The 17,667-nt window shown below is 64.2% G+C and carries 19 protein-coding genes and 1 tRNA gene; 6 read left to right on the top strand and 14 right to left on the bottom strand.

Going from position 1 to position 17,667, the window contains the following annotated elements:
• Positions 1-5 precede the first annotated feature (5 nt).
• The 3 genes from ACLEJP_RS24015 to ACLEJP_RS24005 all read right to left on the bottom strand — a co-directional run bounded on the left by ACLEJP_RS24015 (position 6) and on the right by ACLEJP_RS24005 (position 2,546).
• Complete coding sequence (locus tag ACLEJP_RS24015) at positions 6-977, bottom strand: magnesium and cobalt transport protein CorA (RefSeq protein ID WP_440810501.1); 972 nt, start codon at positions 975-977, stop codon at positions 6-8.
• Positions 978-1,041: 64 nt separating this feature from the next.
• Positions 1,042-1,761, bottom strand: a complete 720-nt coding sequence (locus ACLEJP_RS24010; RefSeq protein ID WP_289129533.1) for a lysophospholipid acyltransferase family protein — start codon at positions 1,759-1,761, stop codon at positions 1,042-1,044.
• Positions 1,762-1,856: 95 nt separating this feature from the next.
• A complete protein-coding gene (locus tag ACLEJP_RS24005; protein ID WP_440810499.1) occupies positions 1,857-2,546 on the bottom strand; it encodes a crotonase/enoyl-CoA hydratase family protein in 690 nt (229 codons plus the stop codon).
• A gap of 199 nt (positions 2,547-2,745) precedes the next feature.
• Here ACLEJP_RS24005 and ACLEJP_RS24000 point away from each other — a divergent pair.
• Positions 2,746-2,835 (top strand) — tRNA-Ser (locus ACLEJP_RS24000).
• A gap of 84 nt (positions 2,836-2,919) precedes the next feature.
• On the opposite strand, the gene ACLEJP_RS23995 is transcribed toward ACLEJP_RS24000, so the two are convergent.
• The 4 genes from ACLEJP_RS23995 to ACLEJP_RS23980 form a co-directional block, all read right to left on the bottom strand.
• Positions 2,920-5,052: a TonB-dependent siderophore receptor gene (locus ACLEJP_RS23995; protein ID WP_440810497.1), complete on the bottom strand. Its 2,133-nt coding sequence runs from the start codon at positions 5,050-5,052 to the stop codon at positions 2,920-2,922.
• Positions 5,053-5,254: 202 nt separating this feature from the next.
• A complete protein-coding gene (locus tag ACLEJP_RS23990) occupies positions 5,255-5,635 on the bottom strand; it encodes a hypothetical protein (protein ID WP_289129540.1) in 381 nt (126 codons plus the stop codon).
• 141 nt (positions 5,636-5,776) lie between these two features.
• Positions 5,777-6,964 carry an MFS transporter gene (locus tag ACLEJP_RS23985; protein ID WP_440810495.1) on the bottom strand — a complete coding sequence of 396 codons (1,188 nt, stop codon included), beginning with the start codon at positions 6,962-6,964 and terminating at the stop codon, positions 5,777-5,779.
• Between the two features lie 127 nt (positions 6,965-7,091).
• Complete coding sequence (locus tag ACLEJP_RS23980) at positions 7,092-7,841, bottom strand: 3-oxoacyl-ACP reductase family protein (protein ID WP_296234227.1); 750 nt, start codon at positions 7,839-7,841, stop codon at positions 7,092-7,094.
• A 118-nt stretch (positions 7,842-7,959) separates the two neighbouring features.
• On the opposite strand from ACLEJP_RS23980, the gene ACLEJP_RS23975 reads away from it, so the two are divergent.
• Positions 7,960-8,898, top strand: a complete 939-nt coding sequence (locus ACLEJP_RS23975) for a LysR family transcriptional regulator (protein ID WP_225776837.1) — start codon at positions 7,960-7,962, stop codon at positions 8,896-8,898.
• A 185-nt stretch (positions 8,899-9,083) separates the two neighbouring features.
• Here ACLEJP_RS23975 and ACLEJP_RS23970 read toward each other — a convergent pair whose 3' ends face one another.
• Both ACLEJP_RS23970 and ACLEJP_RS23965 read right to left on the bottom strand, forming a co-directional pair.
• Positions 9,084-9,554, bottom strand: coding sequence for a GreA/GreB family elongation factor (locus ACLEJP_RS23970; protein ID WP_440810494.1), 471 nt, complete (start codon positions 9,552-9,554; stop codon positions 9,084-9,086).
• A 2-nt stretch (positions 9,555-9,556) separates the two neighbouring features.
• Entirely contained in the window at positions 9,557-9,949 is a 393-nt protein-coding gene (locus ACLEJP_RS23965; protein ID WP_440810492.1) for a hypothetical protein, read from the bottom strand.
• A gap of 128 nt (positions 9,950-10,077) precedes the next feature.
• Between ACLEJP_RS23965 and earP the strand changes: the two genes are divergently transcribed.
• The gene (gene earP / locus ACLEJP_RS23960; RefSeq protein ID WP_440810490.1) at positions 10,078-11,205 is read left to right on the top strand and encodes an elongation factor P maturation arginine rhamnosyltransferase EarP; all 1,128 of its coding nucleotides are present in this window, start codon (positions 10,078-10,080) and stop codon (positions 11,203-11,205) included.
• 48 nt (positions 11,206-11,253) lie between these two features.
• Positions 11,254-11,823, top strand: a complete 570-nt coding sequence (efp, locus tag ACLEJP_RS23955; RefSeq protein WP_013971530.1) for an elongation factor P — start codon at positions 11,254-11,256, stop codon at positions 11,821-11,823.
• A gap of 205 nt (positions 11,824-12,028) precedes the next feature.
• Here the strand turns inward: efp and ACLEJP_RS23950 are convergent, their stop codons facing one another.
• From ACLEJP_RS23950 to ACLEJP_RS23940, 3 genes are all read right to left on the bottom strand, one after another.
• A complete protein-coding gene (locus ACLEJP_RS23950) occupies positions 12,029-12,457 on the bottom strand; it encodes an organic hydroperoxide resistance protein (RefSeq protein ID WP_440810488.1) in 429 nt (142 codons plus the stop codon).
• A gap of 139 nt (positions 12,458-12,596) precedes the next feature.
• Positions 12,597-13,052 (bottom strand): MarR family winged helix-turn-helix transcriptional regulator, encoded by a 456-nt coding sequence (locus ACLEJP_RS23945; RefSeq protein ID WP_440810486.1) that lies wholly within the window; start codon positions 13,050-13,052, stop codon positions 12,597-12,599.
• A 58-nt stretch (positions 13,053-13,110) separates the two neighbouring features.
• Positions 13,111-14,064, bottom strand: a complete 954-nt coding sequence (locus tag ACLEJP_RS23940) for a LysR family transcriptional regulator (RefSeq protein WP_440810485.1) — start codon at positions 14,062-14,064, stop codon at positions 13,111-13,113.
• 112 nt (positions 14,065-14,176) lie between these two features.
• On the opposite strand from ACLEJP_RS23940, the gene ACLEJP_RS23935 reads away from it, so the two are divergent.
• Positions 14,177-14,926 carry a sulfite exporter TauE/SafE family protein gene (locus ACLEJP_RS23935; protein ID WP_440810483.1) on the top strand — a complete coding sequence of 250 codons (750 nt, stop codon included), beginning with the start codon at positions 14,177-14,179 and terminating at the stop codon, positions 14,924-14,926.
• Positions 14,927-14,986: 60 nt separating this feature from the next.
• Here ACLEJP_RS23935 and ACLEJP_RS23930 read toward each other — a convergent pair whose 3' ends face one another.
• Positions 14,987-15,838: a LysR substrate-binding domain-containing protein gene (locus ACLEJP_RS23930; protein WP_440810482.1), complete on the bottom strand. Its 852-nt coding sequence runs from the start codon at positions 15,836-15,838 to the stop codon at positions 14,987-14,989.
• Positions 15,839-15,934: 96 nt separating this feature from the next.
• Here ACLEJP_RS23930 and ACLEJP_RS23925 point away from each other — a divergent pair, with 96 nt between their 5' ends.
• Complete coding sequence (locus tag ACLEJP_RS23925) at positions 15,935-16,153, top strand: DUF1127 domain-containing protein (protein ID WP_440810480.1); 219 nt, start codon at positions 15,935-15,937, stop codon at positions 16,151-16,153.
• A gap of 107 nt (positions 16,154-16,260) precedes the next feature.
• Here ACLEJP_RS23925 and ACLEJP_RS23920 read toward each other — a convergent pair whose 3' ends face one another.
• A complete protein-coding gene (locus ACLEJP_RS23920; protein WP_440810479.1) occupies positions 16,261-17,607 on the bottom strand; it encodes a class II 3-deoxy-7-phosphoheptulonate synthase in 1,347 nt (448 codons plus the stop codon).
• Positions 17,608-17,667 lie beyond the last annotated feature (60 nt).

Below are 17,667 nucleotides of genomic sequence, written 5' to 3'. Positions count from 1 at the left end.
GGCTTCTAGAGCCAGCCCGACTTCTTGAAGCTGGCATACAACCCGGTGCAGCCCAAACCGATCACCGCCAAAACCGCGAAGTACCCGTAGTGCCAGCCCAGCTCCGGCATGTTCTGGAAGTTCATCCCGTAGATCCCGGCAATCGCCGTGGGGAACGCCAGGATCGCCGCCCAGGCGGCGAACTTGCGCTGCACGATGCTCTGCCGCGACGACTCCAGCAGCATGCCGATCTCGATGGTCTGGCTGGCGATGTCGCGAATGCCGGCGAGGTCTTCCATCTGCCGTGTCACGTGAATCTGCACATCACGGAAGTACGGGCGCATGTTCTTGTCGATGAACGGGAAGCTCAGGCGCTGCAGTTCCTCGCTCACCTCCACCATCGGCGCCACGTAGCGGCGCAGGCGCAGGATGTCGCGCCGCAGGCTGTGCAGGCGACGGATGTCGTCCTCCTGCAGGGAGCCGCCGAGCACGCTCTGTTCCAGCTCTTCGATCTCGCCATGAATGGCCTCGCTGACCGGCTGGTAGTTCTCGGTGACGAAATCGAGCAGGGCGTACAGCACGAAATCCTCGCCGTGCTCCAGCAGCAGTGGCCGCGCTTCGCAACGCTGGCGCACCAGGGCGTAGGATTTCGAGTGGCCGTTGCGGCAGGTGATGATGTAGCCATTGCCGGCGAAGATGTGGGTTTCGATGAACTCCAGTTTGCCTTCGTGGCGCACTGGCGAGTAGGTGACGATGAACAGGGCGTCGCCGAAGGTCTCCAGCTTGGGCCGGCTGTGCTTTTCCAGCGCGTCTTCGATGGCCAGTTCGTGCAGGTTGAACTGCCGCTGCAGGTTGGCCAGTTCTTCGGCGTTGGGCTCCTCCAGGCCGATCCACACGAAATGCCCCGGCTTGCGTGCCCACTCGCTGCCTTCGTCGATGCTGATGTTGGTGACCTTTCTGCCGGCGCTGTACACCGCCGATGCCACGACTCGACCCATGGTTGTTCGCTTATTCCGGTTGGACATGCTGTACAGCTTGGGCTGTACCTGGCGCAAGAGCAACCTAGCCGTTGCCCAGTTCGCCGTCCATACGGTCAATGCATTGCTGCATCTGCACGCGGCACTGGTCGATCAATACCGGCAGGTCCTGCAGGGTCATGCCGGCGGTGGCGATCGGCGGCAGCGAGCGCACGATCACCGTGCGTCGGCGCCAGCTGTTCAGGCTCAGGCGCCCTGCATAGCGGCTGACGCACACCGGCACGATCGGTACACCGGCCTCGATGGCCATGTGGAATGCGCCCTTCTTGAACGCCAGCAGTTGCTCGCCGGCATTGCGCGTGCCTTCGGGGAAAATCCAGATCGAGGTAGCGTCCTGCAGCACCCGGGTGGTCTTCTGCAACGCCTTGCGTGCCTGGTAGGCGTTGTTGCGGTCGACCAGCACGTTGCCGCCCAGCCAGAACAACTGGCCGAACAGCGGGATCCAGCCCAGGCTCTTCTTGCCGATGGCCACGGTGCGCTGGGGCACCACCTGGCCCAGCACGAACAGGTCGAAGTTGGACTGATGGTTGGCAATGATCACGCAGCCGGGCGGCTGGTCCCACAGCGGGCCGACTTCGGCCTTGACCTTGATTCGCATCAGCCAGGTGGCCGGCAGGCTGTAGAGGCGGGCGAACACGCGGCTGTTGTCGGGGTTGAACGGGCGGCACAGGCCAATGACCAGGCCCACGGCGCCAACCACAAGAAAATGCAGCGCCAGCAGAAGCATGCGAAGGGAGTAGAGCATGGTACGACTCACACCAGACAGTCGCGCGCAGTGTACGGCTGTGCACTGGCTGGGGCAAACCCGCTGTGAGTCGGTACCCTGAAGGGCCCGTGTGGCTAGCCCATGTGCTGCTGGTCCAGCTCGATCGCCTTGTCCAGGGCTTCCAGCAGCCCTTTGCGCACCTTCAGCTTGGTGTTCTTGTGCGCCAGCATGTTCAGCTTCTTCAGCTCGCGCGCCGCCGCCAGTGCGGCCTCCTGCAGTTGCTCGGCCGGCACCACCTTGTCGAGGAAGCCGGCGTCTACCGCGCCGTGCGGGTCAAACACCTCGGCGTTGATCACTGCGCGGTGGAAGGCCGAACGGCGCAAGCGGTCGCGGGCCAGTTCGATACCGGCGTGGTGCATGGTCATGCCGATCTGCACTTCGTTCAGGCACACCTTGTAGGGCCCTTCGACACCAATGCGATAGTCGCCCGACAGCAGCAGGAAGGCGCCCTTGGCCACGGCATTGCCCGGGCAGGCGACCACCACCGGGAACGGGTGCGCGAGCAGGCGGCGGGCGAGGGTGGAGCCGGCGGTGACCAGGCTGATGGCTTGTTGCGGGCCGCTGGTCATTACCTTGAGGTCGTAGCCGCCAGACAGAATTCCCGGCTGGCCGGTGATGATCACCACCGCACGTGCTTCGGTGGCGCGGTCGAGCGCGGCGTTGAACGCTGCGATGACGTCTGGCGAAATGGCATTGACCTTGCCGTTGTTCAGGGTCAGGGTGGCGATGCCGTCTTCGGCGTGGTAGTTAATCAGCTCGCTCATGGCAGAGTCCTTTTGTTGGCGTGGCGACGACGTTACCCAGCGTCAGGGGCGAGGTAAAGCAGCAAGGCTGACCGGTCGGTCAGCGTTCGCCGCGGCGCAAATGCAAATACATGAAAAAACTGAAAAAAATGCTTGCCAAAGGAAAGACCTTCCACTAAATTAGCGCGCCTCGACAGGCTGAAAGGCTTGAAGAGGAAACGGTGAAGTGTCCGAGTGGTCGAAGGAGCACGCCTGGAAAGTGTGTATACGAGAAATCGTATCAAGGGTTCAAATCCCTTCTTCACCGCCACATTCTACGAAGAGCCCCCGCGCTGAAAAGCCCGGGGGCTTTTTGTTTTCCGGGAGTTCGGGGCCGCCAGGCGGCCCCGGTATCTCAGAAACTCACCGAAGCCGAAAGCCGGGCGGTGCGCGGAGCCCCCTGGAACAGGTAGTTGTCGCCCAGGTAATCGCCCACGTCACGCCAGTAGCGCTTGTCGAACAGGTTATCCACGGTCAGCCGCAGCACGGTGTCATACCCCCCGACCTGCAGCCGGTATCGGCTGCCGAGATCGAACACGGTGTAGCCGCCAACCTCCACGTTCCCGGCCTGGCTCGCAAACTTGCTGGCGCTGTAGCGGGCGCCGCCGAGCAAGGCCAGGCCTGGCACCGGCAGGGTGTATTCGGCCTGCAGCGCCGCCCGCAACCTGGGCACGTTGATCGCCTGATGGCCCTCGTAGGCATCGGTGCCGCTGTTCTGCACCCGCGCTCGGATGGCGGCGGCGCTGGCCTGCACCTGCAGGTTCGAGGTTACCCAGCCGCTGGCGCCCAGCTCGAGGCCGGTGTTCTTCTGCTGGCCTTGCTGGACATAGGCGTAGTTGCCAGCACCGTCCGGTCGCGCGTACTGGTACGCCTGGCGGATCTGGAACAGCGCGGCGCTGAGGCTCAAGCCTTGCCAGTCGTGCTTGACGCCGAGTTCCAGCTGGTGCGACGTGGTCGGCGCGAGTATTTCGGCGGCGTTGCTGGCGAACCAAGGGGCTGTGCCGCCGGCAGACAGGCCTTTGGCGTAGCTGGCGTATACCGTGGTATCCGGCATTGGTTTGTAGATCAACGCGGCATTGGGCAGCAACTGGTACTGCCGGGTATGGCGGCCCGCCACACCGTTTTCGTCCCAGGTTTTTTCATCCAGGCGCACTTCACGGGCGCCCAGCACGGTCTGCCATTGCTCGCTGAAGCTGATGCGGTCACTGGCGAACAGGCCGTACTGGCGGCTGTCCAGGCGGCGTTCGCTGGCACCGACAGGTTTGTCGGACGGGGTAAGCACCGGGGTACCGGTGTAGATGTTGCCGGTGCCCAGCCACTCGTTGTAATACGGGCGCTGATCAAGGGTGCGCCGCTGCGCGCTGCTGCCTACGGTCAGCTCGTGTGCCACGCCCAGCGCGTCGAAACGCCCATTGAGCACCGCCTGCGCCTCATCGGTGCGGCGGGTGTCGTCGGGGCTGCGGAAGTCGTAGATATCGTAGTCGCCGTTGCTGGCGAAGAACGCGCCTTGGCTCGAACCCCAGGCAAATGAGCTGTAGTCATCGATCACCACCTTGCTGCGCGAAGCACTCAAGGTGCCGCTCCAGGCCTCGTTGAAGCGGTACTCGAAGCGCCCGCCCAGGTTCAGCGCGTCGTTCTGCACCGGCTTGGCCCAAGGCTGGTAGGCCAGGCGGTCGTCGGGGTCGATGCCATGGGGCACTTCGCGACCGCCCAGTAATTGATAACCCGGCACCGAGCGCTGTTCCCGGTGCTGGTATTCAGCATCCAGCTGCAAGGTGGCATCCGGGTTGAGCTGCCAGTCGAAGGCCAGCGAGGCGAAGTCGCGCTTGCCATCGGCGTGGTCGACATAGGAACGGATGTCCTCATGGGCCAGGTTGGCGCGCAGGCCGAATTGCCGCTCGCTGCCGAACCAGCCGCCCAGGTCGGTGGCCAGGTAGCGTTCGCCCTGTTCATTGGTCGATACGGTGACGTTGCGCACGTCTTCGGCGCGCTTGGTCACGTAGTTGACCAGCCCGCCCGGCTCCGACACGCCGCTTTGCAGCCCCGACAGGCCTTTGAGCAACTCCACCTGCTGCTTGTTTTCCAGGGCCACGTTCTGCTCGCCGGCAATGGTCTGGCCGTTGATGCGGTAGCTGCTGGCCGCATTGAGCTCGAAGCCACGGACGTTGAAGTTCTCGTAGTAACCGATGGGGGCATAGCTTTCGCCTACCGAGGCATCGCTTTGCAGCACTTCGCTGAGCAGGCGTACCTGGCGGTCTTCCAGCAGCTGCTGGTTGAAAACGCTGATGGCAGCGGGGGTGTCGAGCAACGGCGCGGGCTGGAAGCCGCCCACTGCGGCGTCGCGGGCCTGGTAGCCATCGTTGGCAGAGGTGTCGGACACCTGCAGCGGGGCCAGCAGCACGCTGCCTTCGGCAAGCACCTGGGGGCAATGCAGGGCCAGGCCCAGGCTGAGCAGGCTCAGGGGCAGGCGGGGTTGACGCGGGGGCATGCGGTGGGGCTCCTGGATGCGCTGCGCCTGTGCCGGCCTTTTCGCGGGCTTGCCCGCTCCCACAGAAAACTCACTGTTCTCAGGTGCAGTGATATCACTGTGGGAGCGGGCACGCCCGCGAAGAGGCCGGCACAGGCCATGAAAAAGGCGGCATCTTACCGCCGCCTTGCCCATAAAACGATCCGGGTGTTGCGATACTCAGTCAGCCTTTGCTGGCTGGCCGCCTGTGCTGGCGCCAGTTGTCATCGATCTTCGACCAGGTCTTGCCGTCGGTACTGGCCATGAGCTTGCGCCCGTCCTTGAAAGTGGCCAGGAAGGTGGCTTCTTCTTCCTTGCCGCCCAGCCACAGCCCGGCCAGCAGCCCCACTGGCCCGGCCATCAGGGCGCCGGCCACGCCCCAGCCCAGGGCACTGCCCAGGCTACGGCTGGATTCGAGGCTGGCCAACCGCAGGTCGCTGATGCGGGCCAGGGAAATACGCTCGCCCGGGGAAGGGCTGCGCGGGGTCTTGAGTGTGAGCGATCCGTTGCGATACTCGCCTTCACCTTGCAAGAAATCGCCGGATTGCACCGTGAGTCTTGTCATAACGTCGTCCTGTCAGTGAAAGGGCATTGACCAACGCTTACTGAGCGCTGGCCAGCCCGGCAAGTCAACGGCCAGACGACGGAGGGTAGTGCGGTACGTTGTCGCCATGGCTGATACGCGCGAACGACCCAACACGGTTTTTCAGGCCACCTGCAACAGATGCCTGCGCTTGCGCTCGGCTACTCCCCACGCCAGCAACGCCAGCGCACCAATCACCAACCCTGCGACCACGATGCCCATCCAGCCCTGGTACTGGAACAACTGCGTACCCAGCAACGACCCAAGCGCCCCGCCAATGAAGTAGCAGGTAATGTAGCCGGCATTCAGCCGCGTACGCGCTTCAGGGCGCAGGGCGATCACCGCATTCTGGTTGCTCACGTGCACCAGCTGCACCGCCAGGTCGAGCATCAGCACGCCCAGCAGCAAGGCCAGCAACGACTGCTCGGCAAAGCCCAGCGGTACCCAGGACAGCAGCAACACCACCAGGCCAACCGTGGTGCCCAGTGCGCCCTTGCCGCGGTCGGCCAGGCGCCCGGCCCAGTTGGCCGACAGCGCACCCGCCGCACCGGCCAGGCCGAACAGGCCAATCACTGCATCGGAATAGTGGTACGGGTCTTTTGCCAGCAAAAACGCCAGCGGTGTCCAGAACAGGGCGAACAGGCTGAATGCCAGCAGGCCGAGCAGCGAGCGCAGGCGCAGCACCGGCTCTTCGACGAACAGGCGGAACACCGAGCCGATCAGCGCCGGGTATTTCAGCCCGGCATGGCTGTGGTGTTGCGGCAGGCTGCGGTACAGCGCCACGGCGGTGATGGCCATCAGCACGGCGGCCAGCACATAGATGCTGCGCCAGCCGCCCAGCTCGGCCATGAAGCCGGCGGCGGTGCGCGCCAGCAGGATGCCCAGCAGCAGGCCGCTCATCAGTGTGCCGACCGCGCGCCCGCGTGAATGGGGCTCGCTGAGGGCCGCAGCCATGGGCACCAGGATTTGCGCCACCACCGAGAACAGCCCGGTCAGCGCAGTGCCGAGGATCAACCAGGGCAGGCTCGGTGAGCAGGCACTGATGACCAGGCCCAGGGTGGCAATTGCGGTCATCACGGTAATCAGCCGCCGCTGCTCGAACAGGTCCCCCAGCGGTGCCAGCAGCAACAGGCCGGCGCCATAGCTGAGTTGCGCGGCAATGACGATGCTGCCTGCGCTGGCGGTGCTCAGGCCAAACTGTTGGGCGATGCTGTGCAGCAGGGGTTGCGCGTAGTAGTTGCTGGCCACGGCCAGGCCGGTGGCGGTGGCCATCAGCAGGATGAGTGCGCGGCTCAAGGTTGGGGTATGCATGCGGTTCTCGTTACGGGCAGGTAAAGGCAAATTATCCACGGAGCGAGTTGAATGAGCGAATTGCGACAGCTGTGCTGGCCTGTTCGCGGATGTACCTGCGAAGGGGCCAGCACAGGCGGGCCTTCAATCAGGCGGCAAAGCCACCATCGACAGTCAGGCTGGCCCCGGTGATATAGCCGGCCTCGGGCCCCGCCAGGTAAGCCACGAAGCTGGCGATCTCGTCCGCCTCGCCATACCGCCCGATCGCCATCAGCGGGATCAGGCTTTCGGCGAATTCACCGCTGGCCGGGTTCATGTCGGTGTCCACCGGCCCGGGTTGCACGTTGTTCACGGTAATGCCTTTCGGCCCCAGGTCACGGGCCATGCCGCGGGTCAGGCCGACCAGTGCCGACTTGCTCATGGCGTAGGGCGCGCCACCGGCAAACGGCATGCGCTCGGCGTTGGTGCTGCCGATATTGATGATGCGCCCGCCCTGGCCCATGTAGCCCGCCGCCGCCTGGCTGGCGACGAACACGCTGCGCACGTTCACCGCCAGCATGTGGTCGAAGTCGGCCAGGTCGAACTCGGTCACGGGCGCCACCGCCAGTACACCGGCGTTGTTGACCAGGATATCGAGCCGGCCGAAGGCCTTCACCGTGTCATCCACAGCCAGTTGTACTGCCGCCGCGTCGGCGCTGTCGGCCCGCAGTGCCAGGGCGCGGCCGCCGTTTTCGGTGATTTCCCGCGCCAGGGCTTCTGCCGGGCCGGCGGAACTTACATAGGTGAAGGCCACCTGCGCGCCTTCACGGGCCAGGCGCCGCACGATGGCTGCGCCGATGCCGCGGGAACCGCCCTGTACCAGGGCCACTTTGCCTTCGAGGGTGTGTTGCTTGGACATGCTGATCTCCTGCTGGAAGCCAGGCTGGAATGCCTTGGATGGGCGCAGTATCGGCGCTCGATTAGCTGCTGATAAGATGGCAATCACTATCAGCAGAGTAAACCTTTGGTTGCTAATCATGGCCATGGAGTCGTTCAACGCTTTGGAGTGTTTCATCCGCAGCGCCGAGGTCGGCAGCTTTGCCGAGGCTGCCAGACGCCTGAGCCTCACCCCGGCGGCGGTGGGCAAGCATGTTGCCCAGCTGGAAGCGCGCCTGGGGGTGCGGTTGTTCCAGCGTAGTACCCGCAAGCTGACGCTGACCGAGGCGGGGCAGCGATTTCTCGGGGAGGTCAGTGACAGTTTCCGCACCATCCAGTACGCCGTGGCCAACCTGGCCAGTGCCGAGGGCCAGCCGGCCGGGTTGTTGCGGGTCAGCATGGGTACGGTGTTCGGGCGTTTGTATGTGCTGCCCCTGCTGGGCGAGTTCCTGCGTCGCTACCCGGGCATTACCCCGGACTGGCATTTCGACAACCGCCAGGTCGACCTGATCGGCCAGGGCTTCGATGCGGCGCTTGGCGGCGGCTTCGAACTGCCGCCGGGCGTGGTGGCGCGCAAGTTGACCCCGGCGCATCGGGTGCTGGTGGCGGCGCCAGCTTATCTGGCCCGCCATGCACCGGTCACCCAGCCGCAGGCTCTGCAGCGGCATGACGGTATCCTGATCCGCTCGCCGCAGACCGGACGCGTGCGATCGTGGCCGTTGACCAGTCGCTGGCAGGAGCAGCAGCCCTTGGCGTTGCGTCAGGCGATGACCATGAGCGATTCGGATGCGGCGTGTGCGGTGGCCGAGCAGGCGTTGGGGATTGCCTTGGTGAGCCTGCCGTTCGCGGTCCCGTACCTGGAAAGTGGGCGGCTGCGCCGGGTGCTGCCGGACTGGTATGTGGACGATGGGCATATCAGCCTGTACTTCGCCGAGCACAAGCTGTTGCCGGGCAAGACCCGGGCGTTTGTCGATTTTGTGGTGGAGCAGTTTGCAGAGCAGGGCTTGGCGAAACGGTTCGATGCCTTGCAGGCGCTTTGAAGCTACTGCGCGGCTTCGAGGCTTGATGCAATCGTTGTGGGAGCGGCCTTGCGTCGCGATGGGCTGCCTAGCAGCCCCGGTTATCCATGCTGGCGCCGAGATCCTGGGGCCGCTGCGCACCCTATCGCGACGCAAGGCCGCTCCCACAACGACCGCATTGGCCGCGCTAGCGTGGAGGGTACAACTTAGGCTACATCGACAATCAACAACATCTGCGACCCCAGCCCCACCTCATCATCCACGTGCTTGCCGATCAACTGCTGCCCCAGCGGCGAGCGCGGGGTAATCACCGTGACCAGCCCATCCCCCTCGCCAATCTTCAACCCCGCTGCCTCGGGCCCGAGGAAAACACGGCGCTGCCCGCCATCTTCATCTTCCAGCGTCACCAGGTTGCTCATCTGCACCCCGCGCGCCGGGTCATGATCGCGCAGCAGCAATTGCTGGTAGGTCTGCAGCGCCGTACGTATCTCGGCGCTGCGGCGGGCCTGGCCGGTGGCCAGGTACGAGGCTTCCAGGCCCAGGGTGTCGTACTTGTTCTCGGCGATGTTCTCCTCGGCGGTGGCCGCTTCATACGCGGTCTGGGCTGCGCGGGTCAGCACATCCAGGTCGTGCTCGAGGGTGGCGACGATCTGCGCCAGCAGGCGGGTCTTGTCCATGATCAGTAACAGAACTCCAGCACATTGGCCTGGCTTTTGTCAGTGGGTGCAGTGCGGTTCTGCTGCAGCCAGAACTGGCACTTGGGGCTGTTGAGGTTGCGCGGGTTACCCTGAGCAGCCTCGGCGGCCTGTTGCTGCTCCTGCTTGCGCAGGATGTCCTGGTAGCGCTGGAACATTTCAGCCTGGGCATCCGCCGCCGGGGCTGGCGCTACAACCGGCCGGGAAACGCTGGGCGCTACCGCCTGGGCCACCGGCTGCACCTGCTCTGGCCATAGCTGCAGGGCCAGCCACAGGCTGGCGGCGATGGCCACGGCGCCGAGCCACAGGCCCAGGGCAACGCACAGGATCAACGGCAACGGCTTGAGGGTGATCTTCAATTCACGGTGGCGGGGCATGGCACTGTCCTGGCGGGGTGGTCGGGGGCATTGTCGCATGCGCCCGGGTATTTTTCCGCGCAGGTGCTTTTGTCAGCGACAATTTATCCGCAGAATGCGCGGTTTTTCGCCGGGCGAGGGCAGGGCACATGAAAGCCACTTGGGACATCTTCTGCAGTGTCGTCGACAATTACGGCGATATAGGCGTGACCTGGCGCCTGGCCCGGCAGCTGGTGGCTGAGCACGGCCTGGCTCTACGCCTGTGGGTGGATGACCTCAATGCGTTCCTGCCCATGTGCCCCGGGGCCGACGCCAGCGCCCCGCAGCAGTGGCAGCACGGTGTGGAGGTGCGCCAGTGGCCGGTAAACTGGTTGCCGGTGGCGCCGGCCGATGTGGTAATCGGTGCCTTCGCCTGCCAGTTGCCAGCAGCTTACATAGAGGCAATGCGTGCTCGCGCCACGCCGCCGCTGTGGCTGAACCTCGAATACCTCAGCGCCGAGGACTGGGTGGAGGGTTGCCATGGCTTGCCTTCGCCGCAGCCCAATGGCTTGCGCAAGATGTTTTTCTTTCCCGGCTTTACCGAAAAAACCGGTGGCCTGCTGCGCGAGCGCTCGCTGCTGGCGCGGCGTGATGCGTTCCAGCAGGGCGAACGGCAGGCCTTCTTGCAGGGGCTTGGTGTAAACCCTGAAGCGGGGACGTTGCTGGTTTCCCTGTTCGCCTACGAAAACCCGCAACTGGGCAGCTGGCTTGATGCCTTGGCCTCAGGCGAGCAACCGTGTCACCTGCTGGTGCCGCAAGGCCGCGTTGTCGCGGGGCTCAGCCAGTGGCTTGGCGAGTCGGCACTGCCCGTGGGCAGCGTTCGCAAGCGAGGAGCGCTGACCGTACAGGTACTGCCTTTCGTCAGCCAGGACGACTACGACCGGTTGCTGTGGAGCTGCGATTTCAACGCCGTGCGCGGCGAAGACTCGTTCGTGCGCGCGCAGTGGGCCGGGCAGCCCATGCTATGGCACATCTACGTGCAGGACGAGAATGCCCATTGGGAAAAGCTTGAAGCGTTTCTGGCGCATTATCGTCACGGCTTGTCAGACGATGCCGATGCCGCCCTGCTTGGCCTTTGGCGTGCCTGGAACATGGACCGCGACATGGGCCAGGCCTGGCAGGCGGCTCGCCAGCACTGGCCGGAACTGCAGCAGCATGCCCGGCTTTGGGCCGCGCGACAGGCCGCTCAGCCGGACCTTGCCACAGCGCTGGTACACTTTTACCGAAATTCGCTATGATACGCGGCCTCGATTTTTATAAATCCATCCAGATTCGGATACTTCGTAATGAAAACTGGTAAAGAACTGAAACCCGGTACCGTCCTGCGGATCGACAACGACCCGTGGCTGGTTCAAAAAGCTGAGTTCACCAAGTCGGGCCGTAACAGCGCGATCATGAAGACCAAGCTGAAGAACCTGCTGACCGGCTACAAGACCGAAACCGTCTACGGTGCAGACGACAAGCTGGACGACGTGATCCTGGATCGCAAAGAAGCGACCCTGTCGTTCATCAACGGTGACGAATACACCTTCATGGACACCACCGACTACACCATGTACGAACTGAACGCCGAGGACATCGAAGCCGTTCTGCCGTACATCGAGGAAGGCATGGAAGACGTCTGCGAAGCCGTGTTCTTCGAAGGCCGCCTGGTATCGGTTGAACTCCCGACCACCATCAGCCGCCAGGTTGTCTACACCGAGAACGCTGCACGCGGCGACACCTCGGGCAAGGTCATGAAGCCTGCCAAGCTGAAGAACGGTACCGAAATCTCGGTTGCCGACTTCATCCAGATCGACGAGTGGATTGATATCGACACTCGCGACAACAGCTTCAAAGGCCGCTCCAAGAAGTAATCCTTCTTGTGAAACGCAAAAAACCCGGCCTTGGCCGGGTTTTTTTGTGCCGCGTTTTGGCAGTTCTCGATGCTGACATCTAGCTGATGTGGGAGCGGCCTTGTGTCGCGAAAGGGCCGCAAGGCGGCCCCGGCGGTATCAGGGTGTACCCGAGATTCTGGGGCCGCTTCGCGCCCCATCGCGACGCAAGGCCGCTCCCACAGCCTTAGACAGTAACGTGCAGGCGCACATCCACATTGCCACGGGTGGCATTAGAGTACGGGCACACCTGGTGCGCCTTCTCCACCAGCCCTTCGGCCTCGGCCTGGGCCAGGCCCGGCAGGTTGATGTGCAGGTCGATGTCCAGGCCGAACCCGCCCGGAATCTGGCCGATGCCGACCTTCGCGGTAATCGAGGCAGCCGCTGGCAGGGCTTTCTTCTCTTGCCCGGCCACGAACTTCAAGGCGCCGATGAAGCATGCCGAGTAGCCGGCGGCAAACAGCTGCTCGGGGTTGGTGCCGTCTCCGCCTGCGCCGCCCAGCTCCTTGGGGGTGCTGAGCTTGACTTCCAGCTTGCCGTCGCTGGAGCGGGACTTGCCGTCGCGCCCACCGGTGGAGGTAGCTTCTGCGATGTACAGCGGATTGACCTTTTGCATCTTGAGCCTCGCTAACGTGTTGTGCGCTTCACTCGGGGAAGGGCGCGGGTTGGTGTGGGATTTAAATTAGCGCGCAATTAGTTTGTGCGCAAGATAAATTATCGCCGTTCGTCTGAAGGGCTATCCCACAGCCAGGCTGTCAGAGGGTCTTCTGCAGGTTCTCGCGCAATTTCAGCAGGTCGGCCTGCAGCTGTTGCAGTTGTTCCAGGCTGCGGCCACTGGCCTTGAGGATGCACTGCGGCACCTCCCTGGCCCGCTGTTGCAGGGCGCGGCCTTTGTCGGTCAGTTGCACCAGTACCACCCGTTCGTCTTCGCGGCTGCGGTTGCGCTGCAGCAGGCCTTCGCTTTCCAGGCGTTTGAGCAACGGCGTCAGCGAGCCGGGGTCGGTAAGCAGGTGCTGGCTGATCTCGCCCACGGTCAGGCCGTCGTGCTCCCACAGCACGAGCATGGCCAGGTACTGCGGGTAGGTCAGGCCCAGGGCCTGCAGCAGCGGTTTGTAGACCTTGGTCATCAGCAACGAGGTGGAGTGCAGGGCGAAACAGACCTGGTTGTCCAGCAGCAGCTCGTCACAGGAGGCTTGGGTGTCGGCGTTCATGCAGGTCCTTGAAAGTAATCAATGGGTAAGTCTGGCACGTTGATCATCAGTGCGCGCGCTACTCGTGCAGTCCACTGCGCAAAGCCAGGTCCCAGGGTGGAATCGGGCTGAATCGGCTCTTGAGAAATTCGAGCAGCAAACGGCTGCGAGAGTTCGTTTCATGTTCCAGGCGTAGCGCGTAGATACCGCTGCTTTCGGCTTGCGGCAAGCCGCCGTCGCAAAACAGCGGTACCAGCTCGCCGCGCAGCAGGTATTCGCTGATCAACCAGGTGGGCAGGTGGGCGATGCCCAACCCGGCGAGCGCACCGAACAGCAAGGTTTCGGCGTTGTTCGCGGCCATGCGCATGCGCGCGGGGCGGTACAGGCGGGTTTGCCCGGCTACAGTGAAGCGCCAGGCAAAGGGCGGCGCCAGGCCATCCCAGTCCAGGCCATCGTGCCCAGGCAGTTCACTGGGGCAGCTGGGTATGCCGCGGCTGGCCAGGTAGGCGGGGCTGGCGCAGGCGATACGCACCATGTACGCGAGTGGCGTGGCGACCAGTCGGGTGTCGGCCAGAGGACCGGCGCGCAGCACCAGGTCAACTTCGCCAAGGTGGCTGCCATGCAGGTCGACGAAGCTGTCGATCAGGCGCAACTTCACGTCCAGCCCCGGGTAGGCCACCAGAAAGTCGGCAATGGCCGGTGCCAGGTGGCGACGGCCAAATGCGGCAGGGGCGTCGATGCGGATCAGGCCTTCAGGAGCATTGCTCAGCGATACCGCTTCGGCGCGGGCCAGGCGCAGCTCTTCGATGATGCGCCTGGCCCGTTCGGCAAAGGCGTTGCCCGCCGGCGTGGCGCGTACGGCGTGCGTACTGCGGGTGAACAGGCGGCTGCCTACGGCGCCTTCCAGGTTGTCGATACGCCGGGCTACCGCAGATGGCGTCAGCGGGTGGCGGCGGGCGGCAGCAGAAAAGCTGCCGGTTTCCAGCACATCGAGGAACAGGCTCAATTGGTCGGTCAGGGTATCGGGGCTCATGGCTGCCTTGCTTGTGCGGATGACGCACAGCCATTGTGCGCTGCTGTGCGTTTCCCCGCCAGCCCGCAGTGGTTAGCATGCTCGCATCATGTGAACAGGCAGTGAGGCGCTGATGATCGAGTGGGTATTGTATATCGTGCTGGGCGCTGCCCTGGGGACCATGGGTGGCCTGTTCGGCATTGGTGGCGGGTTGATCGCGATTCCGGCACTGGGCGTGCTGTTTGGCCTGGACCAGCAGCTGGCCCAGGGTACCGCGCTGGTGATGGTGGTGCCGAACGTGCTGCTGGCGCTGTGGCGCTATCACCAGCGTAACCGCATCGAATTGCGCCATGCCGTGCCGTTGTCGCTGTGCAGCTTCGTGTTCGCCTGGCTGGGGTCGATCTGGGCGGTGGGGCTGGATGCGCATTCCATGCGCCTGGGCTTTGTCGGTTTCCTGGTGGCGCTGGCGGTGTGGAACGTGGCGCGGATGTTCATGAAAGTCTCGCCGCCAAGCGCCGAGCTGCGCCATGCCTGGCCGTGGCTGGGCGTGCTGGGCAGCTTTGCCGGCACCATGGGGGGCTTGTTCGGGGTGGGTGGGGCGGTGGTGGCCACGCCGATCCTGACCAGTGTGTTCGGCACTACCCAGGTGGTCGCGCAGGGGCTGTCGCTGGCGCTGGCGGCGCCGAGTACCCTGGTGACCTTGCTTACCTATGGGGTGCACCACAGCGTCGACTGGGGCGTGGGCATCCCGTTGGCGGTGGGCGGCTTGCTCAGTATCAGCTGGGGCGTGAAGCTGGCCCACGCGTTGCCGGAGAAGGCGCTGCGGGCGATGTTCTGCGTGTTCCTGGTGATGTGTGCGGTGATGCTCGGGTTTGAGCTGTGAGGGCTTGGGGCCGCTTTGCGACCCTGGCGCGACGCGAAACCGCTGTTGCGGCAGCCCGGCTCACTTGAAGCCTTCGATGATGTAATCGGCCATGCAATCGGTAATCGGCGATGCGCTCTGGGTATTGCGCACCAGCATCACATTGGCCACTGGCAATTGCGGCAGCCCTTCGCTCTCGCCCAGGATGCGCAGGTTCCCGCCGATCAGGCTCTGCAACTGCGCCGTTACCGCCAGCCCGGCCGTGACGATGGCAAAGATCGCTGCCAGGCTCGGGCTGGTATAGGCGATGCGGTAATCGATGCCCTGGGCCTCCAGGGCGTTGCAGGTCCAGGCCCGGCAGAAACAATCGCTGTTGAACAATGCCAGCGGAACGGGCCGTTGCTCTTGTGGGCAGAACCCCTCGGCGGCGGCCCATGCCAGGCGCTCCTGGCGCAACAGCTGGCCAATCTCGTTGCCCGGCTCGCGGGTGACGATGGTCAGGTCCAGGTCCTGGCGCAGCATCAGTTGCTTGGACGATTCGCAATGCACCTCTACCTGCACCAGCGGGTAGGCCTGGGCAAAACTCGACAGGATGGTCGGCAGAAAGCGCATGGCGTAGTCGTCCGGCGTGCCGATCCGCACCATCCCGACCATGTGCGGCATGCGCAGGGTATTGAACACTTCGCCGTGCAGTTTGAGGATACGCCGGGCATAACCCAGCAGCACCTGGCCTTCGGCCGTCAGCCGTACCTGACGGCCGTCGCGCTCGAACAGCTGCCGCTGCAGGATGTCTTCTTCCAGGCGTTTCATCTGCATGCTCACCGCCGACTGGGTGCGGTTGACCACCTCGCCGGCGCGGGTGAAGCCGCCTTGCTCGGCGATGGCGACAAAGGTGCGCAGGACGTCGGTGTCGAGGCTCTGGTACTGGGACATTGCATCAATCTCCGAGATGCATGGCATCAGAAACATTCGTTGGATTGATCTTATGCCCGGCGGCAGACTGGAGCCATCAACACGGAGGGCTTCACGATGAAAGGTCATGTCAGCAGCATCCAGCAACCTGCCTTTTCCCTGAACCACCTGTTGCATGCCGGCGTACAGCAGATGGTGCGGTGGCTGCAGCTGTACCGCCAGCGCCAGCAGCTGGCCAGCCTCAGCGATGCGACCCTGCACGACCTGGGGTTGAGCCGGGCCGACATCCAGCAAGAGGCCGAGCGGCATTTCTGGGATGATCCGCTGCGCAAGTAGGGCAGGCCGGTGCAGGTCCCTTGGCGGCCTCGCCCGTTCTCACAGGTACTGCACTGCTCTCGAAGCGTGTGCCCCACCTGTGGGAGCGGGCGAGCCCGCGAACGCTTCTAGCGCCGCACCTGCTTGAGTGTTTCGGCGATCAGGAACGCCAGCTCCAGCGACTGGTCGGCGTTCATGCGCGGGTCGCAGTGGGTGTGGTAGCGGTCCGACAACGCATCTTCGGTAATCGGCCGCGCACCGCCGATGCATTCGGTCACGTTCTGCCCGGTCATCTCGATGTGGATGCCACCGGCATGGCTGCCCTCGGCCTGGTGCACCTGGAAGAACTGCTTGACCTCGTCGAGTATCTGCGCAAAGTCGCGGGTCTTGTAGCCGCTGCTCGCCTTGATGGTGTTGCCGTGCATCGGGTCGGAACTCCACAGCACCTTGCGCCCCTCGCGCTCGACCGTGCGGATCAGCCCCGGCAGGTGGTCGCCGACCTTGCCGGCGCCCATGCGCACGATCAGGTTCAGGCGCCCGGGGTCGTTGGCCGGGTTCAGCGTGTCGATCAGGCGAATCAGCTCCTCGGGGTTCATGCTCGGGCCAACCTTGACCCCGATCGGGTTGTGCACGCCGCGCAGGAACTCCACATGGGCTCCGTCGAGCTGACGGGTGCGGTCGCCAATCCACAGCATGTGCGCCGAGCAGTCGTAGTAGTCGCCGGTCAGGCTGTCCTGGCGCACGAACGCTTCTTCGTAGTTCAGCAGCAACGCTTCGTGGGCGGTGAAGAAGCTGGTTTCGCGCAGTTGCGGCGCGCTGTCCAGGCCACACGCGCGCATGAATGCCAGGGTTTCGTCGATGCGGTTGGCCAGCTGGTGGTACTTGTCCGCCAGCGCTGAGTTGGCGATGAAGTCCAGGTTCCACTTGTGCACCTGGTGCAGGTCGGCAAACCCGCCCTGGGCGAAGGCGCGCAGCAGGTTGAGGCTGGCGGTGGCTTGATGATAGGCCTGCAGCAGGCGCTCCGGGTCGGGGATACGGCTGTTGGCGTCGAAACCGATGCCGTTGACGATATCGCCGCGGTAGGCCGGCAGGGTGACGTTGCCGATGGTTTCGTCGCCCGAAGAACGCGGTTTGGCGAATTGCCCGGCCATGCGCCCGACCTTCACTACCGGACAGCCGGCGGCAAAGGTCATGACGATGGCCATCTGCAACAGCACCTTGAAGGTGTCGCGGATTTTCGCCGCCGAAAACTCGGCGAAGCTTTCGGCGCAATCGCCGCCCTGCAACAGGAAGGCGCGGCCTTCGGTGACTTCGGCAAACTGCCGGCGCAGCTCGCGCGCCTCGCCCGCGAACACCAGCGGCGGGTAGCTGGCCAGGGTCTGTTCGACTTTCAGCAGGTGCGCCGCATCGGGGTAGGTCGGTTGCTGCTGGATCGGCAGGGCGCGCCAGCTGTCAGGGCTCCACGGTTGGTTCATCTCGGGCTCGGTCTTGTCGGTTGTAGGCTATTGGCCATGTTAACAGTTGGCGCTGTGCTT

Origin of the sequence: Pseudomonas sp. SMV7 (genome assembly GCF_052041995.1) — a bacterium.
Taxonomy (GTDB): Bacteria; Pseudomonadota; Gammaproteobacteria; order Pseudomonadales; family Pseudomonadaceae; genus Aquipseudomonas.
Note: the sequence above shows the minus strand (reverse complement) of the source record. Positions and strands in the feature narration are given on the sequence as shown.